The 18,352-nt window shown below is 62.8% G+C and carries 8 protein-coding genes and 1 pseudogene; 3 read left to right on the top strand and 6 right to left on the bottom strand.

The features are described from left to right. The 3 genes and pseudogenes from ACYU7Q_RS13120 to ACYU7Q_RS13130 form a co-directional block, all read right to left on the bottom strand. A pseudogene (locus ACYU7Q_RS13120) lies at positions 1 to 334 on the bottom strand (hypothetical protein); the annotation flags it as partial. 122 nt (positions 335 to 456) lie between these two features. Continuing rightward, positions 457 to 1,977, bottom strand: a complete 1,521-nt coding sequence (locus ACYU7Q_RS13125) for a RagB/SusD family nutrient uptake outer membrane protein (protein WP_460609893.1) — start codon at positions 1,975 to 1,977, stop codon at positions 457 to 459. Between the two features lie 85 nt (positions 1,978 to 2,062). Beyond that, positions 2,063 to 5,272, bottom strand: a complete 3,210-nt coding sequence (locus tag ACYU7Q_RS13130) for a SusC/RagA family TonB-linked outer membrane protein (protein ID WP_460609894.1) — start codon at positions 5,270 to 5,272, stop codon at positions 2,063 to 2,065. A 318-nt stretch (positions 5,273 to 5,590) separates the two neighbouring features. Between ACYU7Q_RS13130 and ACYU7Q_RS13135 the strand changes: the two genes are divergently transcribed. Next, positions 5,591 to 6,607, top strand: a complete 1,017-nt coding sequence (locus ACYU7Q_RS13135; RefSeq protein WP_460609895.1) for a LacI family DNA-binding transcriptional regulator — start codon at positions 5,591 to 5,593, stop codon at positions 6,605 to 6,607. Between the two features lie 94 nt (positions 6,608 to 6,701). On the opposite strand, the gene ACYU7Q_RS13140 is transcribed toward ACYU7Q_RS13135, so the two are convergent. Then, positions 6,702 to 8,348: a T9SS type A sorting domain-containing protein gene (locus ACYU7Q_RS13140; protein WP_460609896.1), complete on the bottom strand. Its 1,647-nt coding sequence runs from the start codon at positions 8,346 to 8,348 to the stop codon at positions 6,702 to 6,704. A gap of 242 nt (positions 8,349 to 8,590) precedes the next feature. Continuing rightward, the gene (locus ACYU7Q_RS13145; protein WP_460609897.1) at positions 8,591 to 13,981 is read right to left on the bottom strand and encodes a carbohydrate-binding protein; all 5,391 of its coding nucleotides are present in this window, start codon (positions 13,979 to 13,981) and stop codon (positions 8,591 to 8,593) included. Between the two features lie 438 nt (positions 13,982 to 14,419). Here ACYU7Q_RS13145 and ACYU7Q_RS13150 point away from each other — a divergent pair, with 438 nt between their 5' ends. Then, positions 14,420 to 15,406 carry an NmrA family NAD(P)-binding protein gene (locus ACYU7Q_RS13150; RefSeq protein WP_460609898.1) on the top strand — a complete coding sequence of 329 codons (987 nt, stop codon included), beginning with the start codon at positions 14,420 to 14,422 and terminating at the stop codon, positions 15,404 to 15,406. An 80-nt stretch (positions 15,407 to 15,486) separates the two neighbouring features. Here the strand turns inward: ACYU7Q_RS13150 and ACYU7Q_RS13155 are convergent, their stop codons facing one another. Further along, positions 15,487 to 16,140, bottom strand: coding sequence for a T9SS type A sorting domain-containing protein (locus ACYU7Q_RS13155; RefSeq protein ID WP_460609899.1), 654 nt, complete (start codon positions 16,138 to 16,140; stop codon positions 15,487 to 15,489). A gap of 606 nt (positions 16,141 to 16,746) precedes the next feature. On the opposite strand from ACYU7Q_RS13155, the gene ACYU7Q_RS13160 reads away from it, so the two are divergent. Continuing rightward, on the top strand, positions 16,747 to 18,336 hold the full coding sequence (locus tag ACYU7Q_RS13160; RefSeq protein ID WP_460609900.1) for an ABC-F family ATP-binding cassette domain-containing protein: 1,590 nt from the start codon (positions 16,747 to 16,749) through the stop codon (positions 18,334 to 18,336). Positions 18,337 to 18,352: the final 16 nt, after the last annotated feature.

Raw genomic sequence — 18,352 nt, forward strand, 5'->3', positions numbered from 1 at the left:
CCTGCGAATTCCAGTCGCCGGGCACCTGCAGCGCGGCCGAGTGGTCGAAGTCGTACTCAATCAGCTCGGGCTCCTGGGCGGTGCTGGGCTTCTGGTTGTCGTAGTAGCCGCCCTTGCCGCTGGCCGACTTATCGAACGCTTCGCGGCGGTAGTCGTAAAAGCCGTTTTCGTAGGGGTCGATGATGTAGTTCCAGCGGCCGTTGAGGCTGAGCACGCGCCGCGCCGGCGCATTCTGGATAAGGCTGCTCTGGGCCCGGGCCGTTGGTGCGGCCAGCAAGCCCAACGCGCCCAACAACAGGGCCGTCAGCAGCTTCATCGGGAGGGGGAGGGTCATAATTGAAGGAAAAATAAACTCGTCGTAAAAGCGAAGGTGGTGAAAGCCAGCGCTACACCGGCCATTGCAGTGGCCTTGCGGTGCTTTGCCAGTCTTCACCACCTCACTTACTCACCATGCTGCTAGTTGTAGCCCTGGTTCTGGGTCAGAATCGGGTTGGTTTGAATTTCCTGAATCGGAATGGGGAAAAGCAGGTTGTGCGCGTCAATCTGGACGATGGGGCCCGAGGCGCTGCCGTTGTTCCGAATAGCGTACTTGGTGAAGTGAGTGTTCATCACATCAACGGCGCGGCCGGTGCGCACAAGGTCGAACCAGCGGTGGCCTTCCATGTTGAGCTCCAGGCGGCGCTCGTTTTCAATGGCGAGGCGCGTGGTGGGCTGGTCGAGGGTGAGGGGCAGGCCCGCGAGGCCGGCGCGCACGCGCACCCGGTTCACCAAGGGAATGGCGTCGACGGGACGGTTCAGCTCGTTCAGCACCTCGGCGTACATGAGCAGCACGTCGGCGAAGCGCAGCACTATCCAGTCGTTGTCCGAGTCGTTCACGGTGGTGGGCGTGTCGAAGTATTTTTTGGTGTAGTACACCGACGCGCCGCCCACCGTCACGGGGCCACCGGTCTCGGCGTTGTAGCGCGTGTCGGCCGCACCGCTGGCCGTGAAGGCGTCCACCAGGTCCTTGCGCACCGAGTTGTACTGGAAGCCCTGGCCGCCACCGGCCTGCGCGGCCAGCGGGGCGAAGTAGTTGGTGAAGGGGCTGCCCGTGCCAAAGCCGCCCTTCGAGTAGCGCACCGCGAAGATGATTTCGGCATTCAGCTCGTTGGAAATCGCGAAGATGTCGGCGTAGTTGGGCAGCAGGCGGTAGTTGGTCGCGTTGTCGTAGTCGGTCAGAAACGCGCTGAGCGTGGCCTGGGCCTGGGTGTACTTCTTCTGGGTGAGGTACACCTTGGCCAGCAGCGCGCGGGCGGCGCCTTTGGTGGCACGGCCGGGGTTGTTGTTGGCCAGCACCGAGGTGTTGGTAGGGTACACGTTGGGCAGGTCGGCGGCGGCATCGGTGAGGTCTTTCTCAATCTGCGCGTACACGTCGGCGGCCGGCGTGCGGCCGAACTTATACGCGTCCGCCACGCTGACAATTTCGCCAGTCACCAGCGGAACATCGCCCCATATCCGCACGGCATTGAAATACTGCAGTGCCCGGATAAACTTCATTTCCGCGATGTAGCGGTTGCGCAGGGCCGTGGTGAGCTTCACGCCCGGCGCCCGGCTGATGATGATGTTGCAGCGGGCAATGCCGCGGTAGGTCACCGTCCACTGGCTTTGCAGGCGGCCGTTGCCCGAGGTGAGGCTGAAATAGTCGAACTCGCCCAGGCCCTGGCCTTCTACCACGGCCTGGCTGTTGTCGGAGGGCACTTCGCTGAACACGAACAGGCCAATGTTGCTGCCCGCCTTGCCGTACACGTCCTGCAGGGAGGAATACGCGGCCGTGACGCCGGTGGCAATGCTGGACGAGTCCTGGTAGGATTCCGACGTGGGAATGCGGGTGGGGTCGTTGAGGTCGATGAAGTCCTTGTTGCAGGAGGTCAGCCCCAGCGAGGCCGAGCCCAGCAGGGCGGCGAAACTGGCGCCGGTGAGGATTTTATTGAAAGTCATGGTGGGAATGATTCAAGGGTTGGGAAGTATCAATCAGGCCGTCAAACTCCGCTTATCGCGGCGCGCCCGTTGCTTGATTGACGTGCTAGAAGCCGACCGTGGCGCCAATGGTGATGGTGCGGGCCATGGGGTAGGAACCTTGGTCCACGCCGTAGGTGGGGGCGGTGGTGTTGCCGTAGAGGTTGGCCTCGGGGTTGTAGCCGAAGTACTTGGTGAAGGTGTAGAGGTTTTGGGCCGCTACGTACACGCTGGCGTTGTCCATCCCGAATTTGCCCACCAGGCCTTTGGGCAGGTTGTAGCGCAGGTTCACGGTGCGCAGGCGCAGGAACGAGCCGTCGTAGATGTAGTGCGAGCTAAACGAGGTGAGCGACGACGGGGCCGACGACGTGGCGCGGGGCTCCCAGCCGTTGCCGGGGTCGGAGGGCGAGTGCCAGCGGTCGAGCACGTTGGTGCGGGCATTGGCCGAGCCGGGGAAGTTGTTCACGTACCGGTCGCCGGCGTACAGGATGTCGTTGCCCTGCGAGCCTTGCAGCGTGATGGCCAGCGAGAAGCCCTTGTAGCCGAAGGTGTTCTGGATGCCGTAGGTGAAGTCCGGGAACGGCGAGCCGAGCTTGGTGATGTCCTGCGAGTCAATCTTGCCGTCGCCGTTGATGTCGGCAAATTTCAGGTCGCCGGGCACCGAGCCGCCCGACGCCCACTTGGCGCTGGCGTCCACGTCGGCCTGGTCCTTGTACACGCCAATCTGCTTGTAGCCGTAGAACGAACCCAGCGGCTGGCCCGGCACCACCCGGATGGAGCTGGTATAGCCGAACACGGCGTCGTACACAATCTGGTCGGTGGGGCCGCCCAAGGCAATCACCTGGTTGCGGTTGAACGACAGGTTGGCCGCGGTGCTCCACGTAAAGGCGTTGCCCTGAATGTTGGCCGTGTTCAGCTGGAACTCCAGGCCGCGGTTGCGCACCTCGCCCACGTTGGTGAGCGTGCGGTTGGTGAAGCCGATGATGGACGGCACGTTGCGGTTGAGCAGCAGGTCGGTGGTGTTGCGCTGGTACACGGCGGCCGTCAGGTAGATGCGGTCGCGGAACAGGCCGAGGTCAAAGCCGGCGTCTACCTGCGTGTTGGTTTCCCAGGTCAGGTCGCGGATGCTCACGCCGTTGGGGGCGAAGCCGAAGGACCGGGCGCCGGCGTTGGCCCCAAACACGTAGTTGGCGGCCGTCTGGTAGCTCTGGTAGGAGTAGTCGCCGATGTTGTTGTTGCCGGTCACGCCGTAGCTGGCGCGCAGCTTCAGCTCGCTGATGGTGGGGAACTGCTTGATGAAGTCCTCTTCGCCCGCGCGCCAGGCCAGGGCCACCGACGGGAAGGTGGCGTAGCGCTTGTCGGGCCCGAAGCGCGAGGAGCCGTCCGTCCGCACGGCCGCCGTCACGATGTAGCGGTCCTTGAACGCATAGTCGAAGCGGCCGAACACCGACGTCAGGGCGTTGGCGTTGTAGGCCGCCGAGCCGAAGAGCTGGCCGGCCGCCGTGGCGTACTCAATGGCGCTGTTGGTGTAGGTGCCGCTCTGGCCAAACACGTTGCTGCCCTCGTTGGTGTTGCGCTGGGCCGAGTAGCCCGCGAGCACCGTCACGCTGTGGTTGAGGCCAATGGTGCGGCTATAGTTCAGCGTGTTTTCCCACACCCAGTTGAAGTTGGTGTTGTTGAGCTGGCGGGCGTCGATGTTCGTCAGCAGCGGGTTGTTGATGTTGGCCGATGCCTGGTTGTTGGACGGCAGCGTGGCCGGCACGTACCAGTTGCGGCGGTTGGCCAGCACTTCCACGCCCAGGTTGGTGCGGAACGTCAAGCCCTTGAAGACATTGTAGTCCAGCGCCAACGTATTGAGGGCCCGGGCCTGCATGGTGCGGTCCTGGTACAGGTCCAGCGGCGCCACCGGGTTGAACAGCCCCACGCTGATGGCCGTGCCGGTGGCCGGCGCCACGTTCGGGAACATGTTCAGTACGCCGGCGTAGTCGCCGTTGGGCGTGTGCACCGGGAAAATGGGCGGCGCAATGAGGGCACTGGTTACGGCGGCTATTTGGTTATTGGCGCCGTTGAAGCTGGCGTTGTTGAAGCTGCCCGACAGCGGCTTGGTGTCGGTGCGCGAGAAGGTGGGCGCGAAGCTCACCGCCAGCTTCAGCTTTTTCGACAGCTGGGCGTCGTAGTTGGCCCGCAGCGAGAACCGGTCGAAGCCCGTTCCTTTCACAATGCCGGTTTGCGTGAAGTAGCCGCCGCTGATGTAGAAGCGCGAGTTTTCGCCGCCGCCCGAGGCCGACACCTGGTAGTTGGACTGGTGGCCGGTCTGGAAAATTTCGTCCTGCCAGTCGGTGTTGGCGTAGGTGCTGGGGTCGGCCTGCAGCGAGGGCTGAATGGTGCCGCCGCCGTTGGTGCGGGCTTCTTTGAGGTAGTCCAGGTACTGCGGGCCGTCGAGCAGGTCGATTTTCTTCGACACGTTCTGCACGCCGGTGTATACGTTGGCCGAAAACCGGGTTTGGCCGGCCACGCCGCGCTTGGTGGTCACAATCAGGATGCCGTTGCCGCCGCGCGAGCCGTAAATGGCGCAGGCCGCCGCGTCCTTCAGCACCTGAATAGAGAGGATATCCGACGGCGGAATCTGGTTGAAGCTGTCGGCGCTGTTCAGCGGGTAGCCGTCCACCACGTACAGCGGGCTGTTGCCGGCCGAAATCGAGCCCAGCCCGCGGATGCGGATGGTGGCCGTGCTGCCCGGCTCGCCCGAGGGCTCCGTAATCTGGGCGCCGGCTACCAAGCCCACCAAGGCTTCGCCGGGCGAGGCTACCGGCACCTGCTCCACGCTTTTGGCCGAAATAGTGGAAATGGACGTGGCCAGCATCTTGCGCTCCTGGGCACCGTAGCCCACCACCACCACTTCTTCCAGCCCGTTGGCATCGGGCGCCAGCGAAGCGTTGATGGCCGTGCGGCCACCCACGGCTTCTTCCTTGGCGGCATAGCCCACAAAGGTGAAAATCAGGGTGGCGTTGTCGGCGGCTTTGATACTGTAGCGGCCGTCGGCATCGGTCTGGGTGCCGTTGCTGGTGCCTTTCACGATGACGTTGACGCCGGGCAGGCCCGCGCCTTTTTCGTCCACTACGCGGCCCGTAATCGTGATGTCGGCCCGCATGGCGCGGGGGGTGGGGGCCAGTTCGGCGGCCGAGGCCAGGTGCAGGCCGAGGCCCAGGTTCAGGGCTGGGAGCAGCACCAGGGGCCGCAGGCAGCGCCGGAAATCAAGTCGTAAAGTGACCATCATATTGGGGGTGGGAGTTTGGTGACAGAGGAGAGACGAAGCCGGCCGGTGCACGGCGCGAAGGGCGTGCTCATCGGGACGGATGCAAACCTGGAGCGCAATAGAGGAGCTTAAAACCGGGGCTTTGCTCTGCGAATTACCGGATTGTAATCTGCTATCTAATGCAATAGCAGGCCTTTATTTACGTAAACGTTTGCAGCAAATCGGGCCGTTTTGGGCGGTTAGCGGTTGGGCTTTGTAACTTGCCAGACATTCATCTGACATTCATCAGCCCCAAAAAGGCTGCACTCCCTTTTCTCTGTTCCAAAGCCACCCTCCCCCATGACGCCCGTGAACCTGAAGTCGCTGGCCGAAGAGCTGAACATGTCCATCGCCACGGTGTCGCGGGCGTTGCGTGACAGCCACGAAGTATCCGAAGCCACTAAGCAGCGGGTGCGCGCCCTGGCCGCCGCCCGCCACTACGAACCCAACGCCTACGCCAGCAGCCTGCGCCGCAACATCAGCAAGACCATCGGCGTGGTCATTCCTAAAGTGGCCAACCATTTTTTTGCGTTGGCCATCAATGGGATAGAGGAAGCCGCCCGCCAGGCCGGCTACCACGTCCTCATCTACCTCACCCACGACGACTACACCCGCGAAGTTTCCATCGTGCAGCACCTCAAAGGCGGCCGGGTCGATGGCCTGCTGATGTCGGTGGCCAGCGGGACCGAGGATTTCGCCCACATCAAAAGCCTGCGCGAGGCCAACATTCCCATCGTGTTTTTCGACCGCGTGTGCGCCGAAGTGGCCACGGCCAAAGTCACCACCAACGACTACGAAAGCGGCTACCAGGCCACCGAGCACCTCATTCGGGCCGGCTGCCGGCACATCGCGCACCTGCTTATTTCCAACAACCTCTCCATCGGTCAGTTCCGGCTGCAGGGCTACCTCGATGCCCTCGCGGCCCACGGCCGCGCCGCCGACCCCGACCTTATTCTGCATGGCGTGATGGACAACCAGCAGAACGTGGCGCTCATCCGCGAGCTGCTGCTGCGCCGGCCCGATATCGACGGCGTGTTTGCCTCCGTCGAGCGGCTGGCCATTAGCACTTATCACGTCTGCAACGAGCTGGGCCGCCGTATTCCAGAGGATATTAAGGTTATCGGGTTCTCCAACCTCGAAGCCGCCGCCCTGCTCGACCCGCCGCTGTCCACCATTACCCAGCCGGCCTACGACATCGGCCGCGAAGCCGCCAAAATCCTCCTGCGCGCCGTGGAAAAGAAGAAAGGCGTGCTCCCCAGTCAAAGCGTGGTGCTGGAATCGACGCTGTTTGCGCGGCAGTCGACGGCGCAGGGCTGAGGGCGCCTGTCATCCTGAGCATAGCGAAGGACCTTATCGCGTTAGAAGTATTTTTCTAACGCGATAAGGTCCTTCGCTATGCTCAGGAGGTATTTTATTCCTTCGTCACCTTCTGACGCAGCACCTGCCCGGCTTCGGTAATGGCGGTGAGCAGGTACGTGCCCGCCGCCAGCTGGCTGATATCAACCGGCGCAGTGGCGGCCAGTTGCTGCCGCAACACCACCTGCCCCGTGAGGCTGCGGAGCGTTACATCCACCGTGCCGGCCAGGCCATCAAGGGTGAAGCTGCGGCTGGCCGGGTTAGGATAAATGGCTACGACGGGTGCCGTGATGGCTCCGGTGGTAGCCGTCACGGTGGCGGCGCGTTGCAGCACGGGGGCCGCGTCGTTGTCGTCGTAGTAGGTTTTCGACTCGAAGGTGCCCGACGGGGTGAGGCGGTAGAGGATGCTCATGTGGCCGTTGATGGTGCCCGTGCGCAGGTCGGTCGACACGCCGCTGTAGCCTTCCAGCTTGATGCGGGCCGAGGCCGTGCCGCGGTAGGTGTTGTCGAGCGAGATGCTGTAGGTGCGGGCGGTGCCGGAGTTGTTCATCAGCAGCACGGTGTAGCCGGTGGCATCGCGCAGGCCCAGGAACACGAGGTCGTCTTTGGCGTAGCTGGCGTTGGTTTCCTGGTCGCCGGGCATGTAGTTGGCGCGCTGGTTCTGGCTCAGCAGCGCGAAGTGGTGCAGGGTGGAGCGGCGGGAGTTGTCGGCATTGTAGAGCGAAAAATCGGTGCTGCCCTGGTCGCTGCTGCTTTCCGAAATGCTCCACGGCGTGACGCAGAAGGCCCGTTTGGCGAGGGCCAGCTTGGTCATGGTGGCCACAAACTGCCCGGCCGTGAAGTCGTAGGGTTTCCAGGTGCTGGTCGATTTGGCCTCGGTGTTCACCTCGGTCACGGCCAGGCGCAGGTCGGTCCAGGTCGCGTCGATGCCGTGGCGGGTGGTGTTCACATTATCCAGGTAGCCCTGAACGGTGTCGAAGCGGCTGGCCAGCACCTGCTCGCGGTTGCCGGCGCTGTCGTAGTAATGAAACGAAAAGGTGTCGAGCAGTGGGATTTTGCGGGTGCCCACTGTCACGTACTCGTCGCCCACGTCGCTGATGAAGTTGGAATAGTAGAGCGAAATCGGCTGGTCGTAGAACAGGCGGAAGTCGCCGCCCACAATTTTACAGTTGTTGTTGGCCTGCTTCACCAGCCGCGCAATGGCCTTGAACCGGTCGCGGAAACCGTAGTAGCTCAGGCCCAGGTAGGGCTGGTTGTTGGTCACCCAGTCGGTCATGCTCATCTGGTCGGGGGCCGGGTCGGCCTCGTTGCCGATGGCGAAGTAGCTCACCCCGTTGCTCGTAAAGTAGTTGACCCAGGTGGTCACCTGCGCATCGGTCAGGTTGATGGACAGCTGCACCAGCGGCTCACCGTTCAGGCTGGTCTTGATGTAATTCACCAGCGGCAGCCAGTTTTCCTTCACGCTCCAGTCGCGGGCCGGGTTGGTGTTGCGGTTGCGCTCGTTGCCCCCAATGCGATAGAATTTCAGCTGGGCCGTTTTCAGGTCGGCCGTGATGGTGGCATTGGGCTGGTTGTTCCAGTAATTAATGCCGAAAAAATTGGTGCTCACGGGCACACCCTGGGCCGCTGCCGGCCGCGCTGCTGCGCCAAGAATCAGCCCGGCTAGCAGGAGTTGAAAGGAATTGCGAAGTGGTTTTTTCATAGGATGTGGGAATTTGGGGATGGAAAAAAGAAAGAAAAATCAGCGTATAGCTCCGCCATTGCGGCTGAGAAATGCCCTCGAAATGAGTTAATAATGGAGCGAAAAAGGAACGGTCATGCCGAGTGCAGCCGAAGCACCGCTACTGCGTGAGTAATCCAACCGACGGGGTTTACTAATGCGGTAGCGATGCTGCGACTGTGCTCAGCATGACCGTTCTTTTTGGCTGTCCAGCCTGATTCTGCTTACTCCAGCACCACGCGCTTCGTCAGCGTCTGGCCCGCGGCTTGCAGGCGCAACGTGTACACGCCCACCGCCAGCGCCGAAGTCTGGAATTCCGCCGTAGCGCCGGCCGCATTCAGCTCAATGGTGCGCGTGAGCACCGCCTGCCCCAGTGCATTGAACAAGGTGGCGCGCACCTCGCGCTGCCCGGTCAGCGGCGGTAGCAGCACTGTGAAACTGCTGTGGGCCGGATTCGGGTACAAACTCACAGTGGTCGAGTTCAGCTCGGCCCGCGTGGCCGTGACGGTGGCCGGGCGCAGCACGAGGCTGAAGCGGCCGGTGCCGCTGGCGGCCGTCGCCAGCGTGAAGGCGTAGCGGGTGCCCGCCGCCAGGAGTTGCTGCGTGCCGGTCGCGGCATCGCGCAGCAGCACCGTGGTGGAGCCGAAGTTATTCAAATCAGCCACCTCAAACGTGAAATTACCGGCCTGCGGCACGCGCAGGTGCAGCGGCACTACCACTTCAGCGGCGCCCAATAAGGGCAGGCCGTTGATGGCCAGCGGGCGGGTGCTGGCCAGAGTGGCCAGGTCCAGGCCGCTGGGGTTGGGCAGCTTCACGGCGTCAAATTCGGCATCGACGCCGGCCGTGGCCCCGGCTTGCAGGTACAGAAAGGCGTCGTCGCTCAGGGTGGTGCCGGTTAGCTGCAGGTGCAACAGGGGCCGGGTATCAGCCACTCCGCGGCCAAACACGGGCTGCGCCGCGAAGCTGGTGACGCGGTTGGCGTTGGTCAGGTTCACGGCACCGGGCGTGCCGGGGGTGCTCACCCGCACGAAGTAGCCCGAGCCGGCCACCACCAGCGGCGAGGTCCCCACGCCGTTGGCGTAGCTGCGGTAAGTACCGGCGTAGTGCCCGGTGCTCTGGTACACGTAGGCGGCGGCGTCGAGGCCGGGGCGCTGGGCGGGAGCCACGGTGCTCCAGTCGAGCGGGGCGGGGTAGGGGTTGCCGAGCAGCTGCCAGCCGGCGTCGGCATCGGTGCCCCGGTTCAAGGCGCCGGAGGGTTGGGCGGCGTTATTGAAGGTGCCGGTGAAGGCCACGGGCGCGGTGGTGACGGGCGCGTTCACGGTGTAGCCGCGGGTGGGCTGCATCACGTCGGTGGCATCGGCGGGCGAGAACCAGCCCTTGTCGAAAGCCCCATAATTGGAAGTAACCGTGGCAATGCGGCCTTCATCGTACCCAAACACCGTGGGGAACGGCGCTACCGCGCCGGGCGTGCCGCTGGTATTGTAGGCCGGATTGAACGTGGGCACGAAGCCCGGCATGCTCAGGCTGGCAAACGTGGCCCCGGCCACCGGCGAGCTGAAATGGCGGTAGGCCGGCCCGGTCACGGTGCTGGTGACGGCCCGCTGCATGGTGCCGCTGCCCGTAACCACGCCGCCGGTATTGTCAATCAGGGCCGTGCCCGCGGCCGAGGACAGCAGCACAAAGGCCTGGCCGTTGGTGCTCAGGTTGCCGGTTTGCAGGCGGGTCACCTGCGCGATGCTCACGCCCTGGCTCAGCGTGAGGCCAAGGGAATTATTCACCGTCAGGTTGCGCACCTGGGCGGGCAGTCCCGCGCCGGTGAGCTGGGCCGCCGTGCCGTTGTAGGTGTACGAAGCGTCCACATCAAACGTGCGGTTACCGGTCACCTGAATCGCGCCCGTGGCTCCGGTGGCCGCGATGCCGGCCGGGTCGCAGATTTGCAGCTCGGCCCCGGCTTGCAGCTCGAAGGTGGCCGCGCCGGTCAGCGTCTTGCAGCTGGTGCTGAACACGCCGCCCGTTTGCACCTGTACGGCGCTGGCCACGCTGGTGGCCCCCAGCAGCGTGAGCAACCCGCCGGGCTGCACCGTGATGCTGTTGTAGCTGCCGCCGGCCGAGAGGCGCTGGCCGCCGGCCACCACCAAATCGGGGCCGGTCGTGGCGTTGCGCAGGCTCTGGATGTAGTCGATGTTAGGCTGGCCGAAGCCGTAGCCCCAGTTCAGGGCGGTGCTGCCCGAGGCGTTGGCTTTGCCGGCGCCGTTGTAGTCGGCCAGGGTCTGGGTGGGGTTCAGCGGGTAAACAAACTTGCTGGGGCTGCCGCCGTTGTCCAGGTCCGGCGCGGCCATTTTGTAGTTGGGCGCGGCCGTGAAGTTGGCCATGGTAGCGCCGCCCGCGCCGGCCATGGCCAGGCGCGTGGCAAACGTATGAATGGCCCCCGCCACGCCCGTCGCCGGCGACCCCGCCGCCTTAATCATCACCATATCGTACTGCGTGATGTTGAAGATGCTGCCGCCGCCCACGTTGGTGAGGTACGTAGTGTTGCCCAGCAGCATATCCAGCGTAAAATCCGAGGCATCGTAGTCGGGTGCGTAGCCGGCGGGGCCGGCCAGCTGGCGCAGCACAATGGTGGTGCCGCTGCGCAAATCCGACCAGAAAGCGGAGTTCGTGAACTGGTATTTGCCGCCGTTGTCGGCCGTGCCGTTGGTTTCAAAGTCCTTCACAATCATGCCACGCACGTCCAGGTGGTCCTGCACCACCAGCAGCTCCACGGCATCGAGGTTGCCGGTGCCGTCATTCGAGCCGTTGTAAATCCGGTTCACCACCACGGTCGGGGGCGTGAGTGCCAGCCCGCGCAGGGTGCTGATGTAGTTGCTGTTGCCCGTGCCGTAGCCGTAGCCCCAGGTGCGGGTGGTGGTGTTGGAGGTAGCCGCGCTGGTGCCGTTGTAGTCGGCCGTGCTCTGAGCCGGGTTCAGCGGGTAAAGGAAATAGCCCGTATTGAGAATGGCATTGAACACCAGCTTCGGGCCCGTCAGGCCGGTGTAGAGGGCACTGGCGCTGCCGTTGTTCGACACCAGCGCGTGCACCGGGTTGTCGATGCCGCTGGCCGCGCCGGTTTTCAGCAGCACCATGTCGGTGTTGGTCAGGTTGAAGTTCTGGCCCGCTCCCGACAAATCCGTCAGGTACGTAGTGTTTTCCATCAGCATGTCCACCGTGAAATCCGACGCGTCCACGTCCGTCGCGTAGCCGGTGATGCCCGAGGTCAGCCGCCGGAGCACGATGGTGGTGCCAATGCGCAAATCCTTCCACAGCGCATTGTCCTTGAACTGAAGCCTGCCGCCGGTGTCGCTGGTCAGGTTGGTTTCGAAGTCCTTTACAATCAGCCCGCGAATGTCGAGGTGGTCCTGCGTCACGAGCAGCTCCACGGCATCCGTCGAGCCGTCCGAAGTCGAGCTGCCGTTGTACATCCGGTTCACTACGATGCCCGTCAGCGGCTGTTCCGCAAACGTCAGCTTCGAGAAGTTGAACCCGCCGCTCACAATGTCGAACCGTAGCGTGGTCGTTGGCGAGGCTTCCAGATAAACGTTGTTGATAACCACGTCCTGGTACGTCCCGAAACTGCCCGTGGCGGGCACGGCCACCGTGCCGGTACGGTCCACGTCGTTCACCGCCAGCCGCAGCGAGCCCGTCGAAGTCGCCCCCGTCGAAACCCGCACCCGGAGTTGGTAGAGGCCGGTGCGCAGCACGTTCACCGTGTATTTCAGCCACTCGCCGCTGGCCGTGTAGCCCACTTCGCCGAGGCCTTCGCCGCTGTTGCTGGTGTCCACGCCCTCGGTGGGGCGGGGCACATTGGGGTCGGCGGCCGCGCCGCGGTTGGCCGTTTCGGTGTCGTGGTAGGCCACGTTCTCGCCGCCGTTATCGTACTCCACGGCCTTCACTACGCCCGGAATCACGGGCACCGTGGCGGGGTAGGGCGTACGAATGCAGTTGCTCACGGGCAGGTAGTTCGCCTTGGTATTCACGATGGTGGTGTCGGCATTCACCAGCGTCAGCGAGATGGTTTTGTTGCCGGGCGTGGCGTAGGTCACCGCAATTGGCCCGCGGCCGGTGCCAGTGGCCGGCGTGGCCCCCGCGCCGAAGTCCCAGGTCAGGGAAGTAACTTCGCCCAGCACCGAGGCCGTGAAATTTACCGCCTCGGGCGCCACGCAGGTAAAGGTCTTGTCCGACGAAAAGGACGCCAGCGTCACGTTGTGGCCGGGGCTGAGATAGGTCGGCGGCAGGGTCTGCTGCGCGTGTTGCAGCGAGTACACAATCTTGCGCGTGAGCGTGCCCTGCGCGTTGAACAGCAGCACCAGCGTCGACTGCGCGTAGATTTTATCGTTGTAGAAGTTATTGATGCCGGCCGGCACGTTGATTTTCAGGGCCGCCGTGCCGGGCACCGTGGCCCCGTCCAGCTGCACCGTGAAATCATAGTCCGTCACGTCGCTCTCGTTCAGCAGCATCACGGCCGTGGTCCCGTTATCGGTGCTGCTGAGCACCTTTACCGTGGTCTGGTTGTCGGTGGCGTTGAGGTTGGTGCCGTGCAGGTTTTCCGACACCAGCATTTCGTGCCAATAGGCCGAGCGAGGCTTCACAGTGGCGGCCGTCGGCCCGTCCAGGTAGCCCAAATCGCCCGTCCCGCGCGCCCCGCTGCCCTCGTGGATGGACCACGGCATCATCGACACGCCCTCGTACTTCATGCCCACCCCAAACACCTCGGCCCAATATTGGCCATTCAGGAAGGAATGCACGCCCACGCCTTCCACGGTGTTGGCCGTGGGGTTGGCGTAGTCGATGTTGAATTCGGTGAGGGCCCAGCGCAGGGCGTTAGCCCCAGTACGGTTGTTCTTGGTGTTGGCGGCCGCCATCAGGCTCAGCAAGTTGGTGACGTTGTTGGTCAGTGTCTGGGCCGCCGTGAGCACGGCGCTGCGGGTCTGCGTGCCATTGAAGGCGTAGCTGTGGAAAGAGATGACATCGATGTAGTAGCGCCCGTTGGCATCGGTGCCGGTGATGTCGTTGGCCCCGCCCACCAACGAGGGCATGTAGGTACTGCCATAAGAGGCGTTTTCCGGCCCCACGGTGAGGATGGTCGGGTCCACTGCTTTCATGGCCGAGGCAAATGACTTGATGTAAGCCGCCACGCCGGCCACCGACACGGGGTTGGGCTGCGCGGTATTGTTCAAATCAGGCTCGTTGCCGATAATCCAGTACCGGATGTTGCGGCCCATCGTCACGTTCACGTACTGCACCACCTGCGCCGCCTGGGCCGCCGTGAAGCGCCCGCGCCCCTCCGATACCTGCACCATCGGCTCGGCTCCGATGCGCCGGATGGAGTCGATAAGGGCGATGTACTGGGCATTGGTCACCAGGTTGGAGTTCACCCCATTGCCACCGATGCGCACCATCTTCACCTTCGACTTCTTCACCACCGGCCACAGGTAGTCGAGCTGCCCGTTGTAGACGGCGGTGCCCAGGGCCGTGGGCAGCCAGGCATTCTGGCCGGCGAGGTAGGGCGAAATGTCTTGGGCATGGCTGGTGCCCAGCGTTAGCCAGCTTAGTAGCAGTATCGATAGCAGTTTCTTCATAGGGGTGGGAGTTTGGTTGGTGATGGCGAAGGGGAGGGCAGGGGCCAGCCTGCCGAAAAGCACGTAGCCAGCCGGCCAGCCGAAAAGCAGCGGCGGCAAGGGGAAACCAGAAAAAGCAGGGGCTGAAACCGGAGCAGCCCGCATCAGCCGAAACCAGACAGCTCAGCGCCACCCGAACTCGGCTGGAGCATCGTGGCCGGGCAGAAACCGACCAAATGGGGCGAATAGGTGGCTAAAGGTATTGGGCTGGTGTGCCTAGAAGCTAGGGCGTTAGCATATTTATCTACGAAAACGTTTGCGGTAAAATCCCACCGTTCCGGATAATCCGAAGCCGTTGGCAACAGCCCCGCGCGCTGCCTGGTGGGGCTGGAAGGCAACCACCACGCGGAAAAACAGTAATGCTGGAAAAATTCGGTTCGGGCATAGCTTACCCCCGGCGTGCTGGCAACGCCCCGCCTCCCGCCCACAGGTTTCACCCAGCAATTCCACCACGGCTTCGTTTTGGCAACCTACCCATCCATCCTGCCGCCCGCGCCGGCCCCCATCGTGCTGGCCGGGGCCACCGGCGACCTCGGCTTCCGCATCGCCCGGGAGCTGCTGAAACGCGGCGCCGCTGTGCGGGCGCTGGTTCGCCCGGGCAACACCAAGCCCACAGTGACTGAATTGCAGGCCCTCGGGGCCGAAATAGCCACCGTCGATTTCAACAGCGTCACGGCTCTCACTAAGGCCTGCGCGGGCGCGGCCTGCGTGGTATCGGCCCTCTCCGGCCTGCGCGAGGTGATTGTAGACACCCAAAAGCGCCTGCTCGATGCGGCCGTGGCCGCCGGCGTGCCCCGTTTCATCCCCTCCGACTATTGCATCGACTACACCAAGCTCCCCGCCGGCTCCAACCGCAACCTCGACCTACGCCGCGAGTTCAACCAGCGGCTCGACCAAGCCCCCATCCAGGCCACATCCATCCTCAACGGCATGTTCACCGACCTGCTCACCGGGCAGGCCCCGGTAGTACTCTTCGGAATGAAGCGAGTACTGTACTACGGCGATGCCGACCAGCCCCTCGATTTCACCACCATCGCCAACACCGCCGAGTTCACGGCCGCTGCCGCCCTCGACGCCACCACGCCCCGCTACCTGCGCGTGGCCGGCGAAGTAGCCAGCATCCGCGGCTTGCAGAAAGCCGCCACCGCCGCCACCGGCACGCCTTTCAAGCTGCTGCGCGTAGGCGGCCTGTGGGTTTTGGCCACGATGATAAAAGTAACCAAAACCCTCATGCCCGCCTCCGACGACGTGTTTCCGCCCTGGCAGGGCATGCAGTACCTGCACAACATGTTCACGGGCCGGCCCAAACTCGCCCCGCTCGATAACGCCCGCTACCCCGAAATCCGCTGGACGCCGGTGCGCGAAGTATTGGCTGCCCGCAAATAAAATCGCCCCCGCTCCATCCGTTTCCGGTAGGGGCGGGGGCGACTAAAACGCCGGGCTGTATCAAGCCCGGGCGGCAAACACTATTCTACCACCAGGCGGGTAGTCTGGGTCAGGGCACCCGTCTCGAGCTTCACCAGGTAGATACCTGCGGCGAGGCCTTGCAGGGGCAGGTTCTGGCTCTGCAGGCCAGCGTTCTGGCGCACAGCCGAGAACTCACGCACCGACTGGCCCATCAGGTTCTGCACCGTGATGGCGGCCGTAGCCGTAGCGGGCAGCTCGTACGATACGCTGGCCGTGCCCGAAGCCGGGTTCGGCGAAACGGCCATTTTCAGGATAGCAGCGCTGGCCGATTTGGTAGCGGTAGCCACCGAGAACGAGTAAACACCGGTAACATCGTTAAAGCGCACGGTGTAACGGCCGGCCGGCGATACCGGAATGTTAGGACCGTTTTGGGTGCTGCCAGTCCCGGCAGGGAAAGTGGCGGCACCCCAGCTTGCTACGTTCCAGTCGTTGTTGGCCCGGAACTTGGCTTCGCCTGCAGTCAGGGGCAAGGTGAGGGTCCAATCATGACCGCCCGCTACTGTGCGCGTCATTCCGGTTTCCGTGGTCCAACCGCCCGCAGTGGCGGTACCAATGAGGCCGATAGTATTGTAGTTGGTGGTTTGCGCCATCGACACAGTTGCCGAGCACAGGAAAGCCAGCAGGAAGCCGAACTTGAGCGTAGATTTTTTCATAATGCTTACTGTTTAAAAATGTTGGTTGGGAATTGTACACCAAAAGTAGGGCGGAATTGTGTTTTAGTGCACCTGGCTTAGGGCAAATTTTTCGCCCTGCATGAGGATGCGTATGCTGCAATATATTCCAACAAGCTCCGGTATGGCCCGAAAGTAGTGGGCATACATACATTCTCAGGGTGTTTGGAAGGAGTACAAACGTTTGCACTTTGATGTGAATTTCACCAAAAAAATATTGCCATCGGGCAAAATAAATTTGACGCGGCGATGAATTTTTGCGCCCAATCCAACTCACCACCATTGTTAAGCGGCCAATAAAGGGGCATTAAAATTTCATGCTTCCGCCATTGTGTCGGGCAATGCCAATGCTTATCGGATAGCCAAGGGGGGCACCATATGGGCCTGATGCGGTCCCGGGCCCGACTATCACACTCGGCGCAGGGCGACACAAATGCGCTGTGGCAGGGTAGGAGGCAAAGCGAAAAGTGGTAAATTTGCCCCCGCACCCAAAAAATACCGGTTTATGTAATAGCTGCCTTCTTTCAAAAAATGATTAGCCACCCACGCTGTGGGGGTATATCCAGTTGCTTTTTTGAGAAAGAATGTATGCTGATTCTGCAAAACCTTGGGTATGCACACCCCAATAAAGACGTGCTGTTTGAGGGCCTGAGCCTGGCGGTCAATCCTCGCCAGAAAATCGCGCTGATTGGCAATAACGGTGCGGGCAAATCCACGCTGCTGCAGCTCATGGCGGGCCTTTTGTTGCCTTCCGGCGGGCTGGTGCAGGCTAGCTCCGCGCCGTATTATATCCCGCAGCATTTTGGCCAGTTCGATGCCCTGACCGTGGCGCAGGCGCTGCGCATCGACGACAAAACCGCGGCGCTACAGGCAATTCTGGACGGCCAGGCCACGGAAGCCAATCTGGCGGTGCTGGACGACGATTGGACCATTGAGGAGCGCAGCCGAGAAGCCCTGCAGCACTGGGGACTTGCCGAAATGAGCCTGACCCAACGCATGGCCAGCCTCAGCGGCGGGCAGAAAACCCGGGTGTTCCTGGCCGGCAGCACCATTCATCAGCCCGAAATGGTGCTGCTCGACGAACCCAGCAACCACCTGGACACCGCCGGCCGGCAACTGCTGTACAACTTCATCAAAACCAGCCCCAGCGCCCTGGTCGTGGTGAGCCACGACCGCCGGCTGCTGAACCTGCTCGATACCGTTTGCGAATTGAGCAAGCGCGGAATCACGATGTATGGCGGCAATTATGAATTCTACGCCGACCAAAAGCAAACCGAAAGCAACGCCCTGAGCCAGGACGTCAAGAGCCGGGAAAAGGCCCTCCGCAAAGCCCGGGAAACCGAGCGCGAAGCCCTGGAGCGCAAGCAAAAGCAGGACGCCCGCGGCAAGAAGAACCAGGCCAAAGCCGGCCTGCCCACCATCGTGCTCGGCATGATGCGCAACAGCGCCGAAAACAGTGCTTCCCGGCTCAAAGGCATCCAGGCCGAAAAGGTGGGTGCCCTTGCGCAGGAGCTGAGCGAGCTGCGGAAGGAACTGCCCGATGCCGACCAGATGAAGTTTGGCTTCGACCAATCGGCCTTGCACGAAGGCAAAATTCTGTTCACCGCCACCGGCCTCAACCATGCCTACGGCTCCCACCTGCTGTGGCGCGAGGCCCTGAATTTCCAGCTGCACAGCGGCGAGCGACTGGCGCTGCACGGCTCGAACGGCTCGGGCAAAACCACCCTAATCAAACTGCTGCTGGGCGCGCTGGAGCCCACGCAAGGCACCTTGTACCGGGCCGGGGCCAAAGCCGTGTTCATCGACCAGGATTATTCCCTCATCAACAACCAGCTGACGGTGTATGAGCAGGCGCAGCAGTTTAATGCCACGGGGCTGCAGGAGCACGAAATTAAGATTCGTCTCACCCGCTTCCTGTTCTCGAAAGCCGATTGGGACCAGCCGTGCCACACCCTGAGCGGCGGCGAGAAAATGCGGCTGCTGCTCTGTGGCCTGATGATAAGCACCCAAGCCCCCGACCTCATCATCCTGGACGAACCCACCAACAACCTCGACATCCGAAACCTCGACATCCTGACGGCTGCCCTCACCGACTACCGCGGCACGCTGCTTGTGGTATCGCACGATGCGCATTTTCTGGAACAGCTGCGCATCGCGCGGAGCATCCGGCTGGGGTAGTGTTCCGGGCAGTTGC

It is taken from the genome of Hymenobacter terrigena, from assembly GCF_054776515.1.